The organism is Flavihumibacter sp. ZG627 (genome assembly GCF_000814325.1).
Taxonomy (GTDB): Bacteria; Bacteroidota; Bacteroidia; order Chitinophagales; family Chitinophagaceae; genus Flavihumibacter.
Genome location: NZ_JPHF01000002.1, coordinates 132276 through 148638, shown reverse-complemented (window position 1 = coordinate 148638; position 16363 = coordinate 132276). Strand labels below are relative to the sequence as shown.

Sequence of the window (16363 nt, the reverse complement as noted above, 5' to 3'; positions counted from 1 at the left end):
CATCAGGTTTTTACAATGGATTCCTCCATATTATAAATGAGGTGAATAGTTTTCATTAAAGCAGCCTGAAGGTTGCTATCCAGATCAGGATTGTGCTTATATTCTCCAACCGTGAGGGTTTCTATTGCAGCCAGTTTCTTTGACTGGAATAAGGCAAGTTGTTCATCATAATATTTCAGGAGAATAGCAAGCTCCTTTTTAGTCGCTTTCCTGCAAACAATTCTGTGGAAGGCATTTTGAATATTCGTTTGTGCGTTAGTGTCAGACTCCAGTAATCGTTGTGCAAAAACCCTTGATGCTTCAAGGATCATCGGGTCGTTAAGCATAGCCAGGGCCTGCAGAGGTGTATTTGTTTGGAGTCGTTTCACTTCACACTGGTCGCGGTTACTCGCATCAAATAACATCATCGAAGGAGGAGGAACTGTCAGTTTGATGAAGGTGTACATTCCTCTCCTGTAGAGGGCCTTTCCTGTGTCTTGTTTATAGGTAGCAAGTTCTCCTCGTCCTGAAGTTGCTGTTTCCCATAATCCATCGGGCTGATAAGGTTTTACACTCGGGCCACCAATATCTTTTACAAGAAGTCCGCTACTTGCAAGCACCATATCACGAACCCATTCTGCCTTCAACCTGTTACGGGGAGCATGGGAAAGAAAGATGTTTTCAGGGTCGAGCTCAAGGCTTTTCTTTGAGATCTTTGCTGATTGTTGGTAGGTGGAAGACGTTACAATTTGTTTTACCAGCCGTTTAATATTCCATCCGTTTTCCATGAAATCAACTGCCAGCCAGTCGAGTAATTCCGGATGAGAGGGAAGTTCGCCCTGCATCCCAAAGTCACCCGATGTTTTTACCAGTCCCCTGCCAAAAAATTCCTGCCAGAGTTGATTTACAAACACCCGGGCAGTAAGTGGGTTCTGCTTACTCACTGTCCAGTTAGCCAATCCAATCCGGTTTTTCGGGAGTGATAAGGTATCATATTTCATTACGGACTGCAGACCAACCGGCGACACTTCTTCACCCGGCTGGTCGTAGGCTCCCCGGTTTAAAAGATAGGTCTTTCGTAATGTATCGCGTTCACCCATAACTGATACCATAATGTTTCCACTATCTTTTTTATTTATAAACTGCATCATGTTACGGATATCATCATCCGAAATCGTAAGTACGGGCTTTTTGGCAGGTTTTGACACGAGGATATCTCCCTCAAAACCAAGTTCCTTTGTATTGTTGAAAAAGGCGTAGATGCTGAAATAATCTTTCTGCGAAATGGGGTCATATTTATGATCGTGGCATTGCGCACATTCAATGGTAAGCCCCAGTATTGCCTTACCATATGTTTTGGTTTTATCGATCACATATTCAACCCTGTATTCTTCCGGAATAACTCCCCCCTCTTCGGTGTATTTATGATTTCGGAAAAAAGCAGTTGCCAGCACCTGTTCCTTTGTGGCATCCGGCAGCATATCTCCGGCAAGTTGCCATGTAACGAACTGATCATAGGGCATATTGCTGTTGAAAGAATGAATCAACCAGTCGCGCCATGCCCATTGTGTTCGGATATTATCATCCTGGTAGCCATAGCTATCAGCATATCGTGCAAGATCAAGCCAGTGCAGAGCCATCTTTTCGCCATACTGGGGAAGGTCCAGTAACTTATCTACTATTTTGGTATATGCGTCAGGATCATCATCTGCCAGGAAACTGTTCATCAGTTCTTCCGATGGCGGCAACCCGGTAAGGTCAAAAGCAAGACGCTTTAATAATCGTTCCTTATCGGCGGTTGGGTTTGGTTCCAGTCTCTTTTCCTTTAACCTGGCACGGATAAAATAATCGATCTCATTGTTGAGTCCTTCTTTGGTTTTGAACACCGGAAGGGGTGCTTTCTGAGGCAGTACAAAAGCCCAGTGCTTTTCATACTTAGCCCCTTGGTGTATCCATTTTCTGAAAAGCTCTATTTGGTATGGTGTCAGTGAGCCCAGGTGAGATTCGGGGGTTGGCATCTGGTAGTCGGGGTCCTGCGAACTGATACGCCGCAACAGTTCTGATTCATCCGGCTTTCCCGGTACGATGGCAAATGCTCCTTTAGTTTCTTTTAGCGGTGCGTACGCTGAATCAGGGAGATCCAATCGCAAGCCCGCTTCAATTGTATTACCATCCGGACCATGACACTTAAAGCATTTGTCAGAAAGAATGGGGCGTATATCAAAATTGTAACTGATGATTTCCGGAAGCTCAAAAGACTCCGCCTGGCTTTCACTGGAACAGCCAAATTGTAAACAGGCAAGTAAACCTGCCAGGCAAAATGCAATCAGTTGGTATTTCCTCATATGGCTCCTTAAGCAGTAACTTAAAGTTAGCTTCCATGACCTATTTCTGAAATTTATTTTTTATTATATGGCACAATTATTTTAACACATCAACAATAATTCAGATAAAAATCTTAAACTTTAGGTATGCAAAATTGGTTAAAATCACTCATCGCGGGCTACGGTGCTTATAAATGGGGAGGCGGATGTTTGGGAACTATAGTGGTCTTTCTGATCATTTATTGGTTATTGGGAGCAACGGGCTGCTAATATGATTAAAAAGTACTTCAGGTCATCTGCATTAATTGCAGGTGACTTTTTTATTTTTAAGATCCGGATTATTATTGGTAAGGGTATAAAATGATAAAGCACCGGGGTAAGCCGGCGCCTTATCTGTTCACTGCTTCCCTTCGCAAGCATTACCTTGATCAGGTGGTGGGAGTATAATTCTCAGGTTTGAAATGTGAACCACCTCCTGCAGTGATTGTACTTATAATACTTCTAATTTCATGCCAGTATAAGCTTCGCTGTAATTAATAATCCAACCAGGTTAAAAGTGGAAAATATTCCCCTTTATCGTTCCTTTTCTTTCCCGGTTATGGTTTCCAATGTATACTTGCCATTTCCTGTTATCAGGAAATAAAACAGTAGTATTAGTACTATTAACGACACTATTAATTCAGGAAATGGCCGAAAGAGATCTTTGTTCCAGTTAACAAAGATAACTGCACCAAGCAGAATCGGAATTTGTATAAGGCAGGCAATTCGTGTGTACATTCCAAAAATAAGCAGTATACCTCCAAGTAAATGGGCAACAAAAATATAGTGTCCTAAAACGATAAGGGCGAAGGGCCCTCCTGATAATGAAGGTGGAAGTTCTGCCAGCAAGGTACTCATGTTCATGGGAAACTGGAGACCCCTGAAACACAAAAAGATTCCGAGTGCTATACGGATGATATCTGTCCAGCCGGGGTGATGTCTATCCCCCCAAAGCTCAACACGGTGAAGGAGATTCATACAACTTAATTTAGGTGGACCAATTGCTTACTGTAATTTACGAAAAACAGATGGCATAACAATTATATAAAGAGCTGCATATGACCAAACGCTTTTATATACTGTCCATACTTGTATTGCTACTGGTTGCCGGTGCCTGGTGGGCAATAAAACGATACACCGGCTCACCGGATCTTCAGAATGAATTGAAAGACCGACTGGTAAACCTTGTAACAGAAAAAAGTGACGGCCTTTACCAGCTTAGCATAGGAGATGTGAATATTGACATAGACAAAAATTCGGTCATGCTCCGGGAAATTGAACTAACAACAGATTCGATTGTACTGGGAAGAAGACGTAAGGAAGGGAATAATCCGCCGACAATTTATGACCTCAGGCTTGATAACATCATTATCAGAAATGTTGATGTAATGGCATTCTTGCAGGAGAACAAAGCCAGCCTGGGAGCAATTACTGTTTCAGGTGGGGAGCTGTTTATCCGCAAACTTGATGAAGTAGAAGGCAAGCCCATAGAGATGAAGGAAAATAAAAAGGAAGTAGTAAGGGAAGTAAAGAAAGCATTGGAATCGATCCATATAGACAGTATCCATCTTAATGACCTGAACATTACCTATGCCAACCGAAAAAACCAGCAGAAGAAAGTTAAACAGGTGCATATAGCACTGGCTTCTGTTGATATTGGAAGCAATACGGCATTTGATTCATCACGTATTTTCTTTGCAAAATCACTGGTACTATCTGTTGACACCATATCGGTACCACTTGAAGAAAGTAAATATAAACTCGGGGCTAATAAATTAGTGTTAACTATTGATGACAGTAGTATTTCCACCATCCGGGGAATATATCTTAAATCTAATACTGGGGCCAGCGCAGAAGCGGTGGCCCGAAAATCAGGCCTCCAGAAAGATGTTTATGACCTCGAAGCAAGGGAGGTGATCATCAGCAATTTCGATTATAATGCTTTTATGGAAGACAGTATTATCCGTGGCGATCTGATGGTTGTGAGGAACCCGGTATTGGAAGTATATAATGACAGGAGCCAGAAGCCATTAACAGAATCAAAGGTGGGCAAATATCCTCATCAGATGCTAGCGAGAGTTCCTTATACCATGGAGGTGAGTCGAATTATAATTGAGGACGGGCGCGTCAGGTACCGGGAAAGAAATGCAGATGGAAATGCAACGGGACAAATCCGGTTTAGTAAGATCAATGGCAGAATGGGGCCGCTGAAAAAAAACAGTTCAGTATTATCGCCAATTGAGGCGGGTTTTGAGGCCTTATTCATGGATAAGATAAACACCGATGTGCGCTTTAATTTTTCCGATCACAGAAATGGAAGTTTTACCGTGATTGCTGTAATGGGCGCTTTTGATGTGCGGTTGCTGAATGAAGCAATACTACCATTGGGCAATGTTAAGTTAAAGGAAGGGAAGATCAGCTCCCTTTCGTTTAGGCTGAACGGAAATGACAGGCAGGCAAGTGGAACAACTACCATGGCATATGAAGACTTAAAAGTTGAGGTGATGAAAAAAGATAAGTCTGATGGGTACCAGAAAAGTGGTGTAGTGAGTATTCTCGCAAATACTTTTCTCGTCCGTACTAATAATACGAACGATGACAGGCATCCGAATACATACAGGGTAACTTATCGACGTGATCCAACAAAAGCATTTTTTAACCTGATCTGGAAGACTGTATTTTACGGCGTAAAAGGCATTACCGGGATTGGGGAGAAGGGTTTGGATAAGGATAGGGCTACCATCCATGAATAGTAGCTAAGCAGATTTCCGGATGATGAGTTCCCCTTCAATATTTACCTGAGTGATCTTATTGTTCTTATCCATCCGGTCTAGCAAAATTGCTGTCGCCTGCCTTGCCATATCTTCCAGCGGCTGACGGATATAGGTAAGAGGAGCATAGAATAAGTCGAGAGAATCCGTTTCATCGAAGCAGATCAGTGCAAGATCTTTTGGTACCCTCAGTGGCAGGGTGTTAATATATTTTACTGCCTGTACAGCAATGGTATTGGAGCCAAACAATAATCCATCTACCGGCTGGGTGGATGAGAGAAGATTAGCCACGGCCTTTTCAACTTCATCCTGTCTTGCTTTGATTGAAACTTCTTTCAGACGGCTACGATTATTGCGATTGCCATTTTCTTTCAGTGCCGCCAGGAATCCTTTTTTTCGTTCGGTGAGGTTGAATAAGGGACTATTATAGGTTACCATCCCGATATTATTGCAACCAATTGAAATGAGTTGTTGGGTGGCAGTAAAAGCAGCTTTGAAATTATCAAGGGCTACATAATTGGCGTGGATGGAAGGGAAATACCGATCCACCAGAACAAAGGGGATATTATTTTCAATCAGTTCATTAAGGCATGATTCAGTACCGTCGGTGGCGGCGATAATAAGTCCATCTACCTGCTTATCGAGGAATGTATCCACCAGCTTACAGAATTTCTCGGGCTTTTCGTCGGAGCTCCCGATAATGACCGTATAATTCTTTTGTTCTGCCTCGTCTTCTATAATACGGGCCAGGCGGGAAAAGAAAGGATTGGAGATATCGGCGATAACCAGTCCGATGGTAAATGTTTTATTTGTTTTAAGGCTTCTGGCGATCTGGTTGGTCCGGTAATTCATTTCCCGGGCTGCCTCGCGGATCTTACGAGCAGATTCTTCACTGATCCTCCCTTCTTTCTTATTGTTGAGCACATAAGAAACCAGGGCGGTAGACACCCCTACTCTGTTAGCAATGTCTTTAAGTGATACTTTTTTCTTCATATGACAAAACAGGCAACCCTGACTGGATTATGTCAAAAATGGATAAATCCGGAAAATAAATGCGGAACAATCTGCCAGGCAAAAACTTAATCGTTTAAACAAAAATACCATATTAATACTTAATAATCAAGCTTTTGAAAGAAAAAGGATATAAATCAGCCATAGAGCATCTGTTAAATCTGTGTTTTATGCGGGCACACTATTTGATAGTGTTTAATCGTTTAAACAATATTATGTAATTTTGCCCTTATTATCACAAGAACAGATAAAACAAATAAAATGAATACCTCCATAAATATCGGCCTGATCGCATCTGGCGCAGGCATCCAGGAAGCGACTCTTTCAAGTGTAAGCATCCAGAACGGATACCAGTTGAAGAAAGTATTGATCAACGATGCTCTCCCAGCCCGGATGGCTGAAACAAAATATCCTGGCGCTGAACTGGTGGAAGGCCTCAATGCCATTCTCCATGATGATTCCATCAACCTGGTAGTACTTGCCGGAAATGCTGGCAGCGACCTGAACCTGATAAAACAGGTGAGTGATGCCGGCAAATATGTCCGCATTATTTAAAAATACTATTATGAACAACAGAATATATTATCCTCACATCTCTAAACGAAAAGCTTATGTAGCACTTGCCAGTAAAAAAAACATAACCGAAAATTCAGAGAACATGCAAGCAGAAACAACCGAACATAAAAAAGATAAACCGGAAGAGAAAATTAAAAAGACTGGAAAGGGAGCGCTTAAGAGCAGTTTACTTACACTTACCATTGGGGGTTTTGCCATTGGTATGACAGAATTCATGATGATGGGGGTTCTGCCTGATGTAGCAACTTCATTGTCGGTTTCAATTCCAACCGCCGGGCACCTAATCTCCATATATGCCCTGGGTGTAGTAATTGGTGCCCCTCTAATGGTAGGTCTGGCCAGCAGCTACCCTCCCCGTAAAGTATTGATCGGACTGATGATCCTTTTTGGACTTTTCAACGGCCTTTTTGCGATCGCCCCTAATTATGAAATGCTTCTTATTACAAGACTTTTCTCAGGTCTCCCGCACGGAGCCTTTTTCGGAATGGGTGCCGTAGTTGCCAGTCGACTAGCAGAACCCGGAAGAGAAGCCAGAGCTGTTTCCGTAATGTTTGCGGGATTAACACTCGCTAATATAATCGGAGTGCCTCTGGGTACCTATATCGGTCATAACATGGACTGGAGGATTTCCTTCATGCTCATCGCTGCTATAGGTTTCATTGCTGCAATCAGTATTCGTCGCTGGATGCCATCACTGGCAGCCAACGGCACCACTGGTTTTAAAAATAACCTTCAGGTATTTCGCAAACAGGAGCTATGGATCATTATAGCCATCTCTGCAATTGGAACCGGTGGATTATTCGCTTGGATAAGTTATATCGCTCCAATGATGACAGAAGTAGCAGGCTTTGGAGACGATAAGATCACATATATAATGATAGTGGCGGGCCTAGGAATGGCTGCAGGTAATTTTCTGGGTGGAAGGCTTGCAGACAGGTACTCGCCGCTCCGTACTACCAGCATGCTTTTAATGTTGATGGTTCTCTCACTCATTATTGTTGCAACCGTAACACAATGGCAGGTACCCGCAATCATTATGACATTTGTTACAGGAGCCCTCGCATTTGCAGTTATCGCTCCTATGCAGATGCTCATCATTAATGCAGCGAAGGGGTCGGAGATGATGGCATCGGCTTCACTTCAGGCCAGTGCCAATACAGGTAACGCCCTGGGTGCATACCTTGGGGGACTGCCCCTGGTTGCAGGCTATGGGTATACTTCACCACAATATGTTGGTGCAGCCCTTGCTTTCGCCGGATTTCTTTTATGCCTCGTTTTAGCAAATAAGTACAGGCAATCAGGGAAGCCCGCGATTGCACTTCAAACAAATTAAATCAGTATTCAGTAGTTTTAAGGATGAAAATTGTAAAATTATTGTTCCTCCTTATCGCACTTGGTAATATTAGTATTGCACAAACAAAGGATTCCCTGGCATTTTCAGGGAATCCTTTGTTTAAAGGCTGGTACGCTGATCCCGAAGCCATTGTATTCGAAAATAAATATTGGATTTATCCTACATTTTCGGCACCCTATAACCAACAGGTCTTCATGGATGCCTTCTCCTCCCCTGACCTGGTCAACTGGACCAGGCATGCACGAATTATCGATACAGCTTCCATAAAATGGGCGAAGAGAGCAATGTGGGCGCCTTCAGTAATTTTTACTAACAATGCCTATTATCTTTTTTTTGGCGCAAATGATATACAATCAAACAATGAGTATGGCGGAATAGGTGTGGCAATAGCTGAAAAACCAGAAGGCCCTTTTCGTGATCACCTGGGCAAGCCATTGATCGATCGTTTCTATAACGGAGCACAACCCATTGACCAGTTTGTATTCAGGGATGATGATGGTCAGTTTTATTTATATTACGGAGGATGGAAACATTGCAATATTGCAAAGCTGAAGAACGATTTTACAGGGTTTATAGCCTTTGATGACGGTAAAATTTTCAAGGAGATCACACCGGAGAATTATGTTGAAGGCCCATTTGTATTCAAGCGCAATGGGAAATATTATTTTATGTGGTCGGAAGGAGGATGGACTGGTCCCGATTATAGTGTTGCCTATGCGATTTCAGATTCACCAATGGGACCCTTCAGAAGAATTGGGAAAATACTTCAACAGGATCCTATGATTGCAACGGGTGCAGGCCACCATTCTGTAATAACTGTTCCTGGTAAAGACAAATATTATATCGTATACCATAGAAGGCCGCTATCCGAAAAAGATGGTAATTCAAGGGAAACCTGTATTGAAAATCTCTACTTCGATGAAGCGGGATTAATAAAACCTGTTGTTCTCACAAATAAAGGAGTGTCAAAACAACAATTATAGCATCTGATTGTTGCGTTAACATATCATTAGAATTTTAAGGATTCCTTCAGGTTTTAATAAGTTCCTTTGCAGTTATGGATTTTATCTACCCGCTTCAATGTAATATGGGCAAATCTCTGCGCATATTAATAATGCTTTTTATTCTAAGTGCAACAACTTCAATGGCACAGGAAACCGGAAAAGACCAGGTTTCGGTCATTGGGAAAGTAATTGACAAAGCAACCGGCAATCCTGTAGAGTCTGCAACCATCACTGTTCTGATAAAGCAGGAACAGGAAGGAGTTGGAACAGAAAATTTTTCACGCATATCCATAAGTGATAGGGATGGAAAATTCAATGTGTCGGTAATAAGAGCAACCAGTGCAGAAATCTTTATTACTGCAATAGGGTTTGAAACACTCAAGAAAACACTGCGATTAAGTGCAGATGCTACTGAGGTTAATGCCGGTGATTTCCTTTTAGGAACAGAAGCTACAAATCTCGCAGGTGTGGTAGTGACAGCCAGGAAACCCCTTATGCAGATGGGTGTTGACAGGCGGATTTTCAATGCTGATGCAGCCATAACCAGCAAAGGCGGCAATGCAGCTGACCTTATGAAGAATATACCCTCCCTTTCTGTTGATATAAATGGGAATGTTCAATTGCGGAATAGCACGCCACAGATCTTTGTTGATGGAAGACCCACCATACTCACACTTGAACAAATTCCGGCTGAGGATATTGAAAAAGTTGAAGTGATCACAAATCCATCGGCCCGTTATGATGCCGGAAGCACAGGGGGGATAATTAATATCATACTTAAAAAGAATCGAAAGGCCGGGTTAAATGGCGTGGTATCAATAGGTGGCGGAACGCCTGAACTATTTAACAGTAACCTGAGCCTGAATTACAGGAAAGGAAATGTCAACCTTTTTGCCAGCGGTGGATACAACCGTTCGGGCGGTATTACAGAAGGTGAAGCCAAACGCCAGAATAAATCTGATGGAATTATAACTGATTATTTTGACCAGGAAAGCGAGAGGGAAAGGCAGCGTAAATTCAAATCGCTCCGTTTTGGAATGGATTATAAATTTGATGACTATAACTCCATCTCCATCAGCCAGGGTTTTGTGGATGGAAGGTTCAATAATATAGAAGACCAGAACCAACGTTATCTCGACCAGAATAAGGTACTAACGCAAACGGGTACACGTCAGAGTATAGAGGAAAACTTTTTTAAGCGTTCCAATACACAATTGAATTTCCGTCGCACATATGAAAAAGCTGAAAAGGAATGGACTGCAGACATAACCTATAACAGCGGTAATAATGGTGGTGAAAGCAGTATTCTGAACCAGTTTTATACGCCAGACGGACAATTATCAGGAATGCAGAATCGGGTTGAGAACTATTCAACAGGGAACAGCCAGCAGTTTACAATACAAACAGATTATGTAAATCCTTTAACAGAGAAAAGTAAAATTGAATTAGGTGCAAGGAGTTTCCATAATTATTCAAAAGATAAGTTAGATGTATTTTCCGTAGCTAATGGTGAGCTTACAAAGCTTCCTCTCAGCAACAATTATAGTTTCCGGCAGGTTATAAATGCTATTTATACAAACTATTCCAATCAACTGGGTAAATTGAAATACCAGGGTGGTCTCAGACTGGAACAATCATCATTTACCGGTAAACTACTGGATAGTGCAAAATCATTTGGCTATGATTATCCTTCCAAAGGAAATGATATGTGGAATGTGGTTTTCCCCAGTTTGTTTTTAACCTATGAATTGAAGGAAGGCAATGATCTCCAGGTGAATTTTTCCAGGAGGATAAGGAGACCGAATTTCTGGCAGATCAATCCATATGTTGATATCAGTGATCCGATGAATATCCGTAAAGGTAATCCCGAGCTGGAGCCTGAGTTCACCAACTCTTTTGAGTTGAATTATAACAGAACATACAGTACAGGAAATATTTTGGTATCAACATATTTCATAAACAATACAAGGGATATCACAAACTACAGCGATACTATTAGTAATGCAGAACTCGACAAACTCAACAATGCTTCAATTGATCCCAATGCTATCCTGACGACCTTTATTAACGCTGACAGAACCAATCGTACCGGACTCGAAATTGTATGGCAACAGAGAGTTGGAAACAGCTTTGATTTTACGCCCAGCTTCAATGCCCAGTATCGTGATGTTAAAGCATCTGTAGGCGGATTAGACCTAAGCAATACCGGATTTAACTGGGATTTCGAACTGATGGCAAATTATAAGCTCAACGATCCGGATAAGAAGTTTCTGAATAATTTCTCCTTCCAGGTTTCGGGTGAATACGAATCTCCCAGGGTAACTCCTCAGGGTAGGAATAAAGAGCAATATGTTGTTGATTTTGCTGTAAGAAAAGACTTCCTGAAGAACAAGGCCGGTACACTCACATTTAATATTAATGATGTACTTAATAGTAGAAGATTCGGAAACATTACAGATACGGAAAACTTCTACCAGGACTCATACAGGAGATGGAGTGTGCGGACTTTCCGTCTTACTTTCAGCTACCGGTTCGGAAAGAATGATATTGAAATCTTTAAGCGAAAGCAAGGCGGAAATGATGAGAATGCAGGCTGAAATTATTAAAGCCTTTTTTCAATAACCAGCCCATAGGTAAATAAAAGATTTTCGTTGCTTGTCAGGTTGTATTTATTGTAGGTAAAGGAAGTATTAAGTCCCAGCCAGCTGGTCAATTTGAAATTGACCAGGTTATTTGTGCGGAGTATATAATCCTGTCCATCCTTAAATGCATTCTGAAAAAAATTAACACCTTCCAAAATGATGAGCTCACCAATCTGAAAACGATATTTCAATCTGAATGAGTTTCTAACTGTTTCATATTGCAGCCGCCCATATTTATCCATTTCCCTTAGCGAGGTGGATTCATATAAAATACCATCGGATAATGTAATCTGACCCTTCTCATTTTTCAAAAGATTATAACCTATGCCAGCACCTGCCTGGATACGGTTCTGAATTTTCAATGAGTAGCTTTTTTCATAATTACCCAAAGCCCAATAATAGAGCTTGCGGGTATTTTTGTAGAGGTCAATGTCAACAGCATTCAGAAAATCATTATTGGTTTTACGCTGCGTATTCTCACCATATAACCAGTTGCCAGAAGCATTGAATGTAAGAAACGGTCTTTCCACACTAAATCGCAGAGAATTATTAAAAACATAGGTAGTTCCTACACTGGTTTTATTAATATTTCCAGCACCGGAAAATCTGATTAAATATGCTGTAGTATCCTGGGAATGAACTGAGAATCCAACAGTTAAAAGAAATACAAGCAAGGGTAGAAATAATAATCGATCCATTGCGAAAATCTATTTATTCACCATAAAGGAGAAACCCTTGAAAGCTATTGCGATCAAGGGTTTCCTTATTTTATTTGTGCCCAGGACTGGATTCGAACCAGCACACCTCGCGGCGCCGCCACCTGAAGACGGTGCGTCTACCAATTTCGCCACCTGGGCATGCGTTATTGACTAACGGGGTGCAAATATACAGAAACAAAAACACCACCCAACTATACTATTCATATTTTTTTCCATCACCCGACTTCCAGCCAATCAATAATACACCAGCAATTACTAAACAGGTCCCAATGATCTGTCCCCGGTGAATTTCTTCCCCCAGGAATAAATAGGCCTGAAGAATAGTTGAAACAGGGCCAATGCTTCCAATTATGGCGACATTATTTGCCCCTATTTTTTTCATTCCAGCTGATATAAGAAATGATGGCAGCACAGTGGCAAGAATTGCAACCATCAAACCAAATTTCCATAATCCAGACGACCAATGCATTTCGCGGGTACTATTTGCCAGTAAAAAATGAATGAAAACACCGGCTGTGGCGGAAAGCATGGCAAATGCAGTAAACCTGGTTACTCCTACTTTTGGAATGATTCTCCCACTGCCTGCCATATATACGGCATAGGTTATGGAACATATGAATACCATAAAACTTCCCAGGAAAAAATTCTCATTACCTGCATCAATCTGCAATTCTCCCATGTAGGCAATGCCGATTCCCACATATGTTAAAATCATTGCCCACCGTTGCCGTTTATTTAATACCTGATGAAAGATGAAATAATTGATAAGTGCTGTAAAACTGGGATAGAGGAAGAGGATCAATCGTTCTAACCCAGCCGAGATGTATTGAAGTCCAACAAAGTCGAACCAGCTACTGATATAATATCCCGTTATTCCTAATCCCACAACAGAGAGCCATTGCTTTAGGGTAAGGGGTTCTGTTCTTTCCCTTGTTGCAAACCATGCCGCCACCAGGAAAAAGGGCAGGGAAAACAACATCCGGATTGCCAGCAGGGTGATAACATCTGTATCTGCCTCACGGAAGGCAAGCTTAACCAGAACAGCCTTGGTGGAAAACAAAACTGCACCGGTAAAGGTGATCATCACCCCCATCCAGTGCAGTCTTTTCTTATCAGCTAATGCAGACACTAAACGCTAACATTGAAATCACGCAAAGCATCATTAAGGCTTGTCTTGAGATCAGTGCTGGGTTTACGCTGCCCTATTATAAGTGCGCAATTAACATGGTATTCACCTGCAGGAAACTTTTTAGGATAACTACCGGGAATGACTACACTTCGGGCCGGAACACGCCCCCGGTATTCTACCGGTTCATCACCACTAACATCTATGATCCTTGTGCTTTGAGTCAACACTACATTGGCGCCAAGCACTGCTTCTTTTTCCACCTTAACCCCTTCAACCACGATGCTACGTGAACCCAGAAAGCAACCATCCTCAATTATCACCGGTGCTGCCTGCAAAGGCTCCAGAACGCCACCTATACCAACTCCTCCGCTAAGGTGAACACCTTTTCCTATCTGTGCACAACTACCAACAGTTGCCCAGGTGTCTACCATAGTTCCTTCATCAACATAAGAACCTATGTTAACATAACTGGGCATCAGCACAACATTCCTGGCAATATAGGCACCATAACGGGCCACTGCATGGGGCACCGCCCTTACACCCAGTGATGCATAATTTTTCTTCAGCTCCATCTTATCGTAAAACTCAAAGGGCGGAAGATCATAGGTCTTCATTTGCTGAATCCCGAAATACATCAGGATCGCCTGCTTTACCCATTCATTTACTGTCCAGCCATCATCACCGGGGCTCGCAACGCGTAGCCTTCCTTTATCCACTTCTTCAATTACAGCCCTTATAGCATCTGAATAAGTAGCGTCTTTTAGCAGTTCCCGGTTTTCCCATGCCTGCCGGATCTGGTCTTGTAAGTGCATGCTTGCAAAATTTTTGCAAACATAAGACAGAAGACGACCCGAAGATTATTATAATATTTTTATTCCAACACCAATCTGGTAGCCCTTATTCTTCCAGGCCTGGTTTATATCTCCTGAGTTCACATCACTCAAACTGGTAAATGCGCGGCCTGAGATCCGGAATGCACCTATGTTGATCTGTGCTCCCCCAAGTATAGAAACATCACCATTTTTGAATGCTTCCTTACCTTCTTCCAACAGTGTCCTGTCCTCATTCATAAGGATCCCGAATTGGGGGCCGGCCTGAAGAGAAAGCCAGTCGGTCAAACGATAATTAAGTGTAAGGGGGATACTGAGATAATTCAGTTTAATAGATTCATTATTTGATCCTGGCATTGCAATGCCATTAAAGATATCTTCAAAATCATCTGCTGTTTTGGTGCTGTACTGGTTCCACAATACTTCTGGTTGGATATACCATTTCTTGCCAAGTCCGATTTCTGCGAACCCACCAAGGTGATAACCATAGTTAAATTCATCTGACATTGCTTTACCATCTACTTTGGTAATGTTTGCACCACCTTTTACACCAAGATGAAAACCTTGTGCCTGGAGGCCTGATACCGCCAGAAGAGCGGTTGCGAGGAATAATAGTTTGAATTTCATAAAGGGTATTTTTACCCAAACATAATTCAACTTGAATGCCAGGAGAAAATATAACCTGTTAAATAAAAAACAAACAATTGAGCATTAAACCTTTAGATATATTACAGGTCAGACGAGCTCGATCAGCGTAATTTCCGGTAGTATACCAACCCGCCCGGGATATCCTATAAAGCCAAAACCTCGGTTCACATATAGTTTTTGCCTTTCTGTTTCATATAGTCCGGCCCATTGCCGGTACATATATTGCACCGGACTCCATTTGAATCCTGGCAATTCCACCCCAAACTGCATTCCATGGGTATGCCCACTAAGCATAAGGTCAATGTCTTTATATAATTCACGAACTTCTCCATCCCAATGACTAGGATCATGACTCATCAATATTTTGAAAGGGAACTCTTCCGTGCCCTTATAGGCTTCTGATAATTTTCCATATTTGGGAAAGTTTCCTTTGGCACTCCAATTCTCTATTCCCAGAATCGCAATCTTCTCCCCCTCTTTTTCAATACTGATATACTCGTTCATTAATAGGCGCCAACCCATCTCACCATGAATCTTCTTTAGCGTCTCGAGATTATCCTTTTTTACTTCAGAGGAAGGCCATTGGTAATAATCCCCATAATCATGATTTCCTAATATTGAATACACACCTAAAGGAGCGTTGAGTTCAGCAAACAAATGTTTCACTTCATCCATTTCCACTGCACGGTCATTCACCAGGTCGCCGGTAAAAAGAATCAGATCAGCCTTCTGTGACAGAATGGTTTGTATCCCTTTTTTTACAGCAAGGTGATCATTGAAACTACCCGCATGTATATCACTGATATGAATGATCTTTAGTCCGCGGAATGCAGCAGGTAAATTATCAAACGACAGCTTTAGCTTTTTCAGATTGTAATTGTATTTATTGGAAAAACCATAAACCAGTGTACCAAACAGCGTGGATCCGGCAGCCAGGCCCATCCAGCTAAGAAATGCAGATCGGGTTATTCCATCAGCACTTTGTGACAGAGGAACGGAAGGGTTGCTATATAGTTTTCCAACCATCCACATCATCCCCCTTCTCAGGTCATCGGCCACAAAAAATAATACAGCTATCAGTTTAGCAAAAAATAATCCGACCACAACGGCAAACAGATAACTCTTTAATGATTTGGAAATTGCAGCGGCCTGGATGTTGGGCATAAATACCAGGGCAAGAACTGATAGTAATGATATCAGCCAATAAACAGAATATATAAGTATCCGCACACGTGAACCGGCAGATTGACTTACAACCTTCAGTGCCTGGAATACATATATGTCCAAAACAATCAATATGGCCATTATGAGCCATAAAAATCCGGAATTACGCATGT

Annotated in this window: 13 protein-coding genes, 1 tRNA gene and 1 riboswitch; of the genes, 5 read left to right on the top strand and 9 right to left on the bottom strand. The window is 41.9% G+C overall.

The annotated features are described in order from the left end of the window. Positions 1-2 precede the first annotated feature (2 nt). Both HY58_RS04030 and HY58_RS04025 read right to left on the bottom strand, forming a co-directional pair. Complete coding sequence (locus HY58_RS04030; protein ID WP_039128389.1) at positions 3-2324, bottom strand: PSD1 and planctomycete cytochrome C domain-containing protein; 2322 nt, start codon at positions 2322-2324, stop codon at positions 3-5. A gap of 367 nt (positions 2325-2691) precedes the next feature. After that, a riboswitch (TPP riboswitch) is annotated at positions 2692-2789 on the bottom strand. Between the two features lie 87 nt (positions 2790-2876). Next, a complete protein-coding gene (locus HY58_RS04025; RefSeq protein WP_039128386.1) occupies positions 2877-3320 on the bottom strand; it encodes a DoxX family protein in 444 nt (147 codons plus the stop codon). A gap of 80 nt (positions 3321-3400) precedes the next feature. On the opposite strand from HY58_RS04025, the gene HY58_RS04020 reads away from it, so the two are divergent. After that, positions 3401-5095, top strand: a complete 1695-nt coding sequence (locus HY58_RS04020; protein WP_039128383.1) for a hypothetical protein — start codon at positions 3401-3403, stop codon at positions 5093-5095. A 3-nt stretch (positions 5096-5098) separates the two neighbouring features. Here HY58_RS04020 and HY58_RS04015 read toward each other — a convergent pair whose 3' ends face one another. Next, a complete protein-coding gene (locus HY58_RS04015; RefSeq protein WP_039128380.1) occupies positions 5099-6106 on the bottom strand; it encodes a LacI family DNA-binding transcriptional regulator in 1008 nt (335 codons plus the stop codon). 279 nt (positions 6107-6385) lie between these two features. Here HY58_RS04015 and HY58_RS04010 point away from each other — a divergent pair, with 279 nt between their 5' ends. The 4 genes from HY58_RS04010 to HY58_RS03995 all read left to right on the top strand — a co-directional run bounded on the left by HY58_RS04010 (position 6386) and on the right by HY58_RS03995 (position 11655). Beyond that, positions 6386-6679, top strand: a complete 294-nt coding sequence (locus tag HY58_RS04010) for a hypothetical protein (protein WP_039128377.1) — start codon at positions 6386-6388, stop codon at positions 6677-6679. A 10-nt stretch (positions 6680-6689) separates the two neighbouring features. After that, positions 6690-8033: an MFS transporter gene (locus tag HY58_RS04005; protein ID WP_216593769.1), complete on the top strand. Its 1344-nt coding sequence runs from the start codon at positions 6690-6692 to the stop codon at positions 8031-8033. Between the two features lie 23 nt (positions 8034-8056). Then, positions 8057-9037: a glycoside hydrolase family 43 protein gene (locus HY58_RS04000; RefSeq protein WP_039128374.1), complete on the top strand. Its 981-nt coding sequence runs from the start codon at positions 8057-8059 to the stop codon at positions 9035-9037. Positions 9038-9198: 161 nt separating this feature from the next. Next, a complete protein-coding gene (locus tag HY58_RS03995) occupies positions 9199-11655 on the top strand; it encodes an outer membrane beta-barrel family protein (protein WP_172644595.1) in 2457 nt (818 codons plus the stop codon). A gap of 5 nt (positions 11656-11660) precedes the next feature. On the opposite strand, the gene HY58_RS03990 is transcribed toward HY58_RS03995, so the two are convergent. The 6 genes from HY58_RS03990 to HY58_RS03965 all read right to left on the bottom strand — a co-directional run bounded on the left by HY58_RS03990 (position 11661) and on the right by HY58_RS03965 (position 16361). Then, positions 11661-12398 (bottom strand): DUF481 domain-containing protein, encoded by a 738-nt coding sequence (locus HY58_RS03990; protein ID WP_039128368.1) that lies wholly within the window; start codon positions 12396-12398, stop codon positions 11661-11663. A 77-nt stretch (positions 12399-12475) separates the two neighbouring features. Further along, a tRNA-Leu gene (locus tag HY58_RS03985) sits at positions 12476-12557 on the bottom strand. A 58-nt stretch (positions 12558-12615) separates the two neighbouring features. Next, positions 12616-13548 carry a DMT family transporter gene (locus tag HY58_RS03980; protein WP_253271500.1) on the bottom strand — a complete coding sequence of 311 codons (933 nt, stop codon included), beginning with the start codon at positions 13546-13548 and terminating at the stop codon, positions 12616-12618. Then, positions 13548-14360 (bottom strand): 2,3,4,5-tetrahydropyridine-2,6-dicarboxylate N-succinyltransferase, encoded by an 813-nt coding sequence (locus HY58_RS03975; protein ID WP_039128365.1) that lies wholly within the window; start codon positions 14358-14360, stop codon positions 13548-13550. Before HY58_RS03975 ends, HY58_RS03980 begins: the two co-directional genes overlap by 1 nt. A gap of 48 nt (positions 14361-14408) precedes the next feature. Further along, a complete protein-coding gene (locus HY58_RS03970; protein WP_052323827.1) occupies positions 14409-15005 on the bottom strand; it encodes a porin family protein in 597 nt (198 codons plus the stop codon). A 108-nt stretch (positions 15006-15113) separates the two neighbouring features. Further along, positions 15114-16361, bottom strand: coding sequence for a metallophosphoesterase (locus tag HY58_RS03965; protein ID WP_039128363.1), 1248 nt, complete (start codon positions 16359-16361; stop codon positions 15114-15116). Positions 16362-16363 lie beyond the last annotated feature (2 nt).

Bases quoted from the DNA above. Each gene is read 5' to 3' on its own strand.
- HY58_RS04030 (WP_039128389.1), bottom strand. From the start codon at position 2,324: ATGAGGAAATACCAACTGATTGCATTTTGCCTGGCAGGTTTACTTGCC.
- HY58_RS04025 (WP_039128386.1), bottom strand. From the start codon at position 3,320: ATGAATCTCCTTCACCGTGTTGAGCTTTGGGGGGATAGACATCACCCC.
- HY58_RS04020 (WP_039128383.1), top strand. From the start codon at position 3,401: ATGACCAAACGCTTTTATATACTGTCCATACTTGTATTGCTACTGGTT.
- HY58_RS04015 (WP_039128380.1), bottom strand. From the start codon at position 6,106: ATGAAGAAAAAAGTATCACTTAAAGACATTGCTAACAGAGTAGGGGTG.
- HY58_RS04010 (WP_039128377.1), top strand. From the start codon at position 6,386: ATGAATACCTCCATAAATATCGGCCTGATCGCATCTGGCGCAGGCATC.
- HY58_RS04005 (WP_216593769.1), top strand. From the start codon at position 6,690: ATGAACAACAGAATATATTATCCTCACATCTCTAAACGAAAAGCTTAT.
- HY58_RS04000 (WP_039128374.1), top strand. From the start codon at position 8,057: ATGAAAATTGTAAAATTATTGTTCCTCCTTATCGCACTTGGTAATATT.
- HY58_RS03995 (WP_172644595.1), top strand. From the start codon at position 9,199: ATGGCACAGGAAACCGGAAAAGACCAGGTTTCGGTCATTGGGAAAGTA.
- HY58_RS03990 (WP_039128368.1), bottom strand. From the start codon at position 12,398: ATGGATCGATTATTATTTCTACCCTTGCTTGTATTTCTTTTAACTGTT.
- HY58_RS03975 (WP_039128365.1), bottom strand. From the start codon at position 14,360: ATGCACTTACAAGACCAGATCCGGCAGGCATGGGAAAACCGGGAACTG.
- HY58_RS03970 (WP_052323827.1), bottom strand. From the start codon at position 15,005: ATGAAATTCAAACTATTATTCCTCGCAACCGCTCTTCTGGCGGTATCA.
- HY58_RS03965 (WP_039128363.1), bottom strand. From the start codon at position 16,361: ATGCGTAATTCCGGATTTTTATGGCTCATAATGGCCATATTGATTGTT.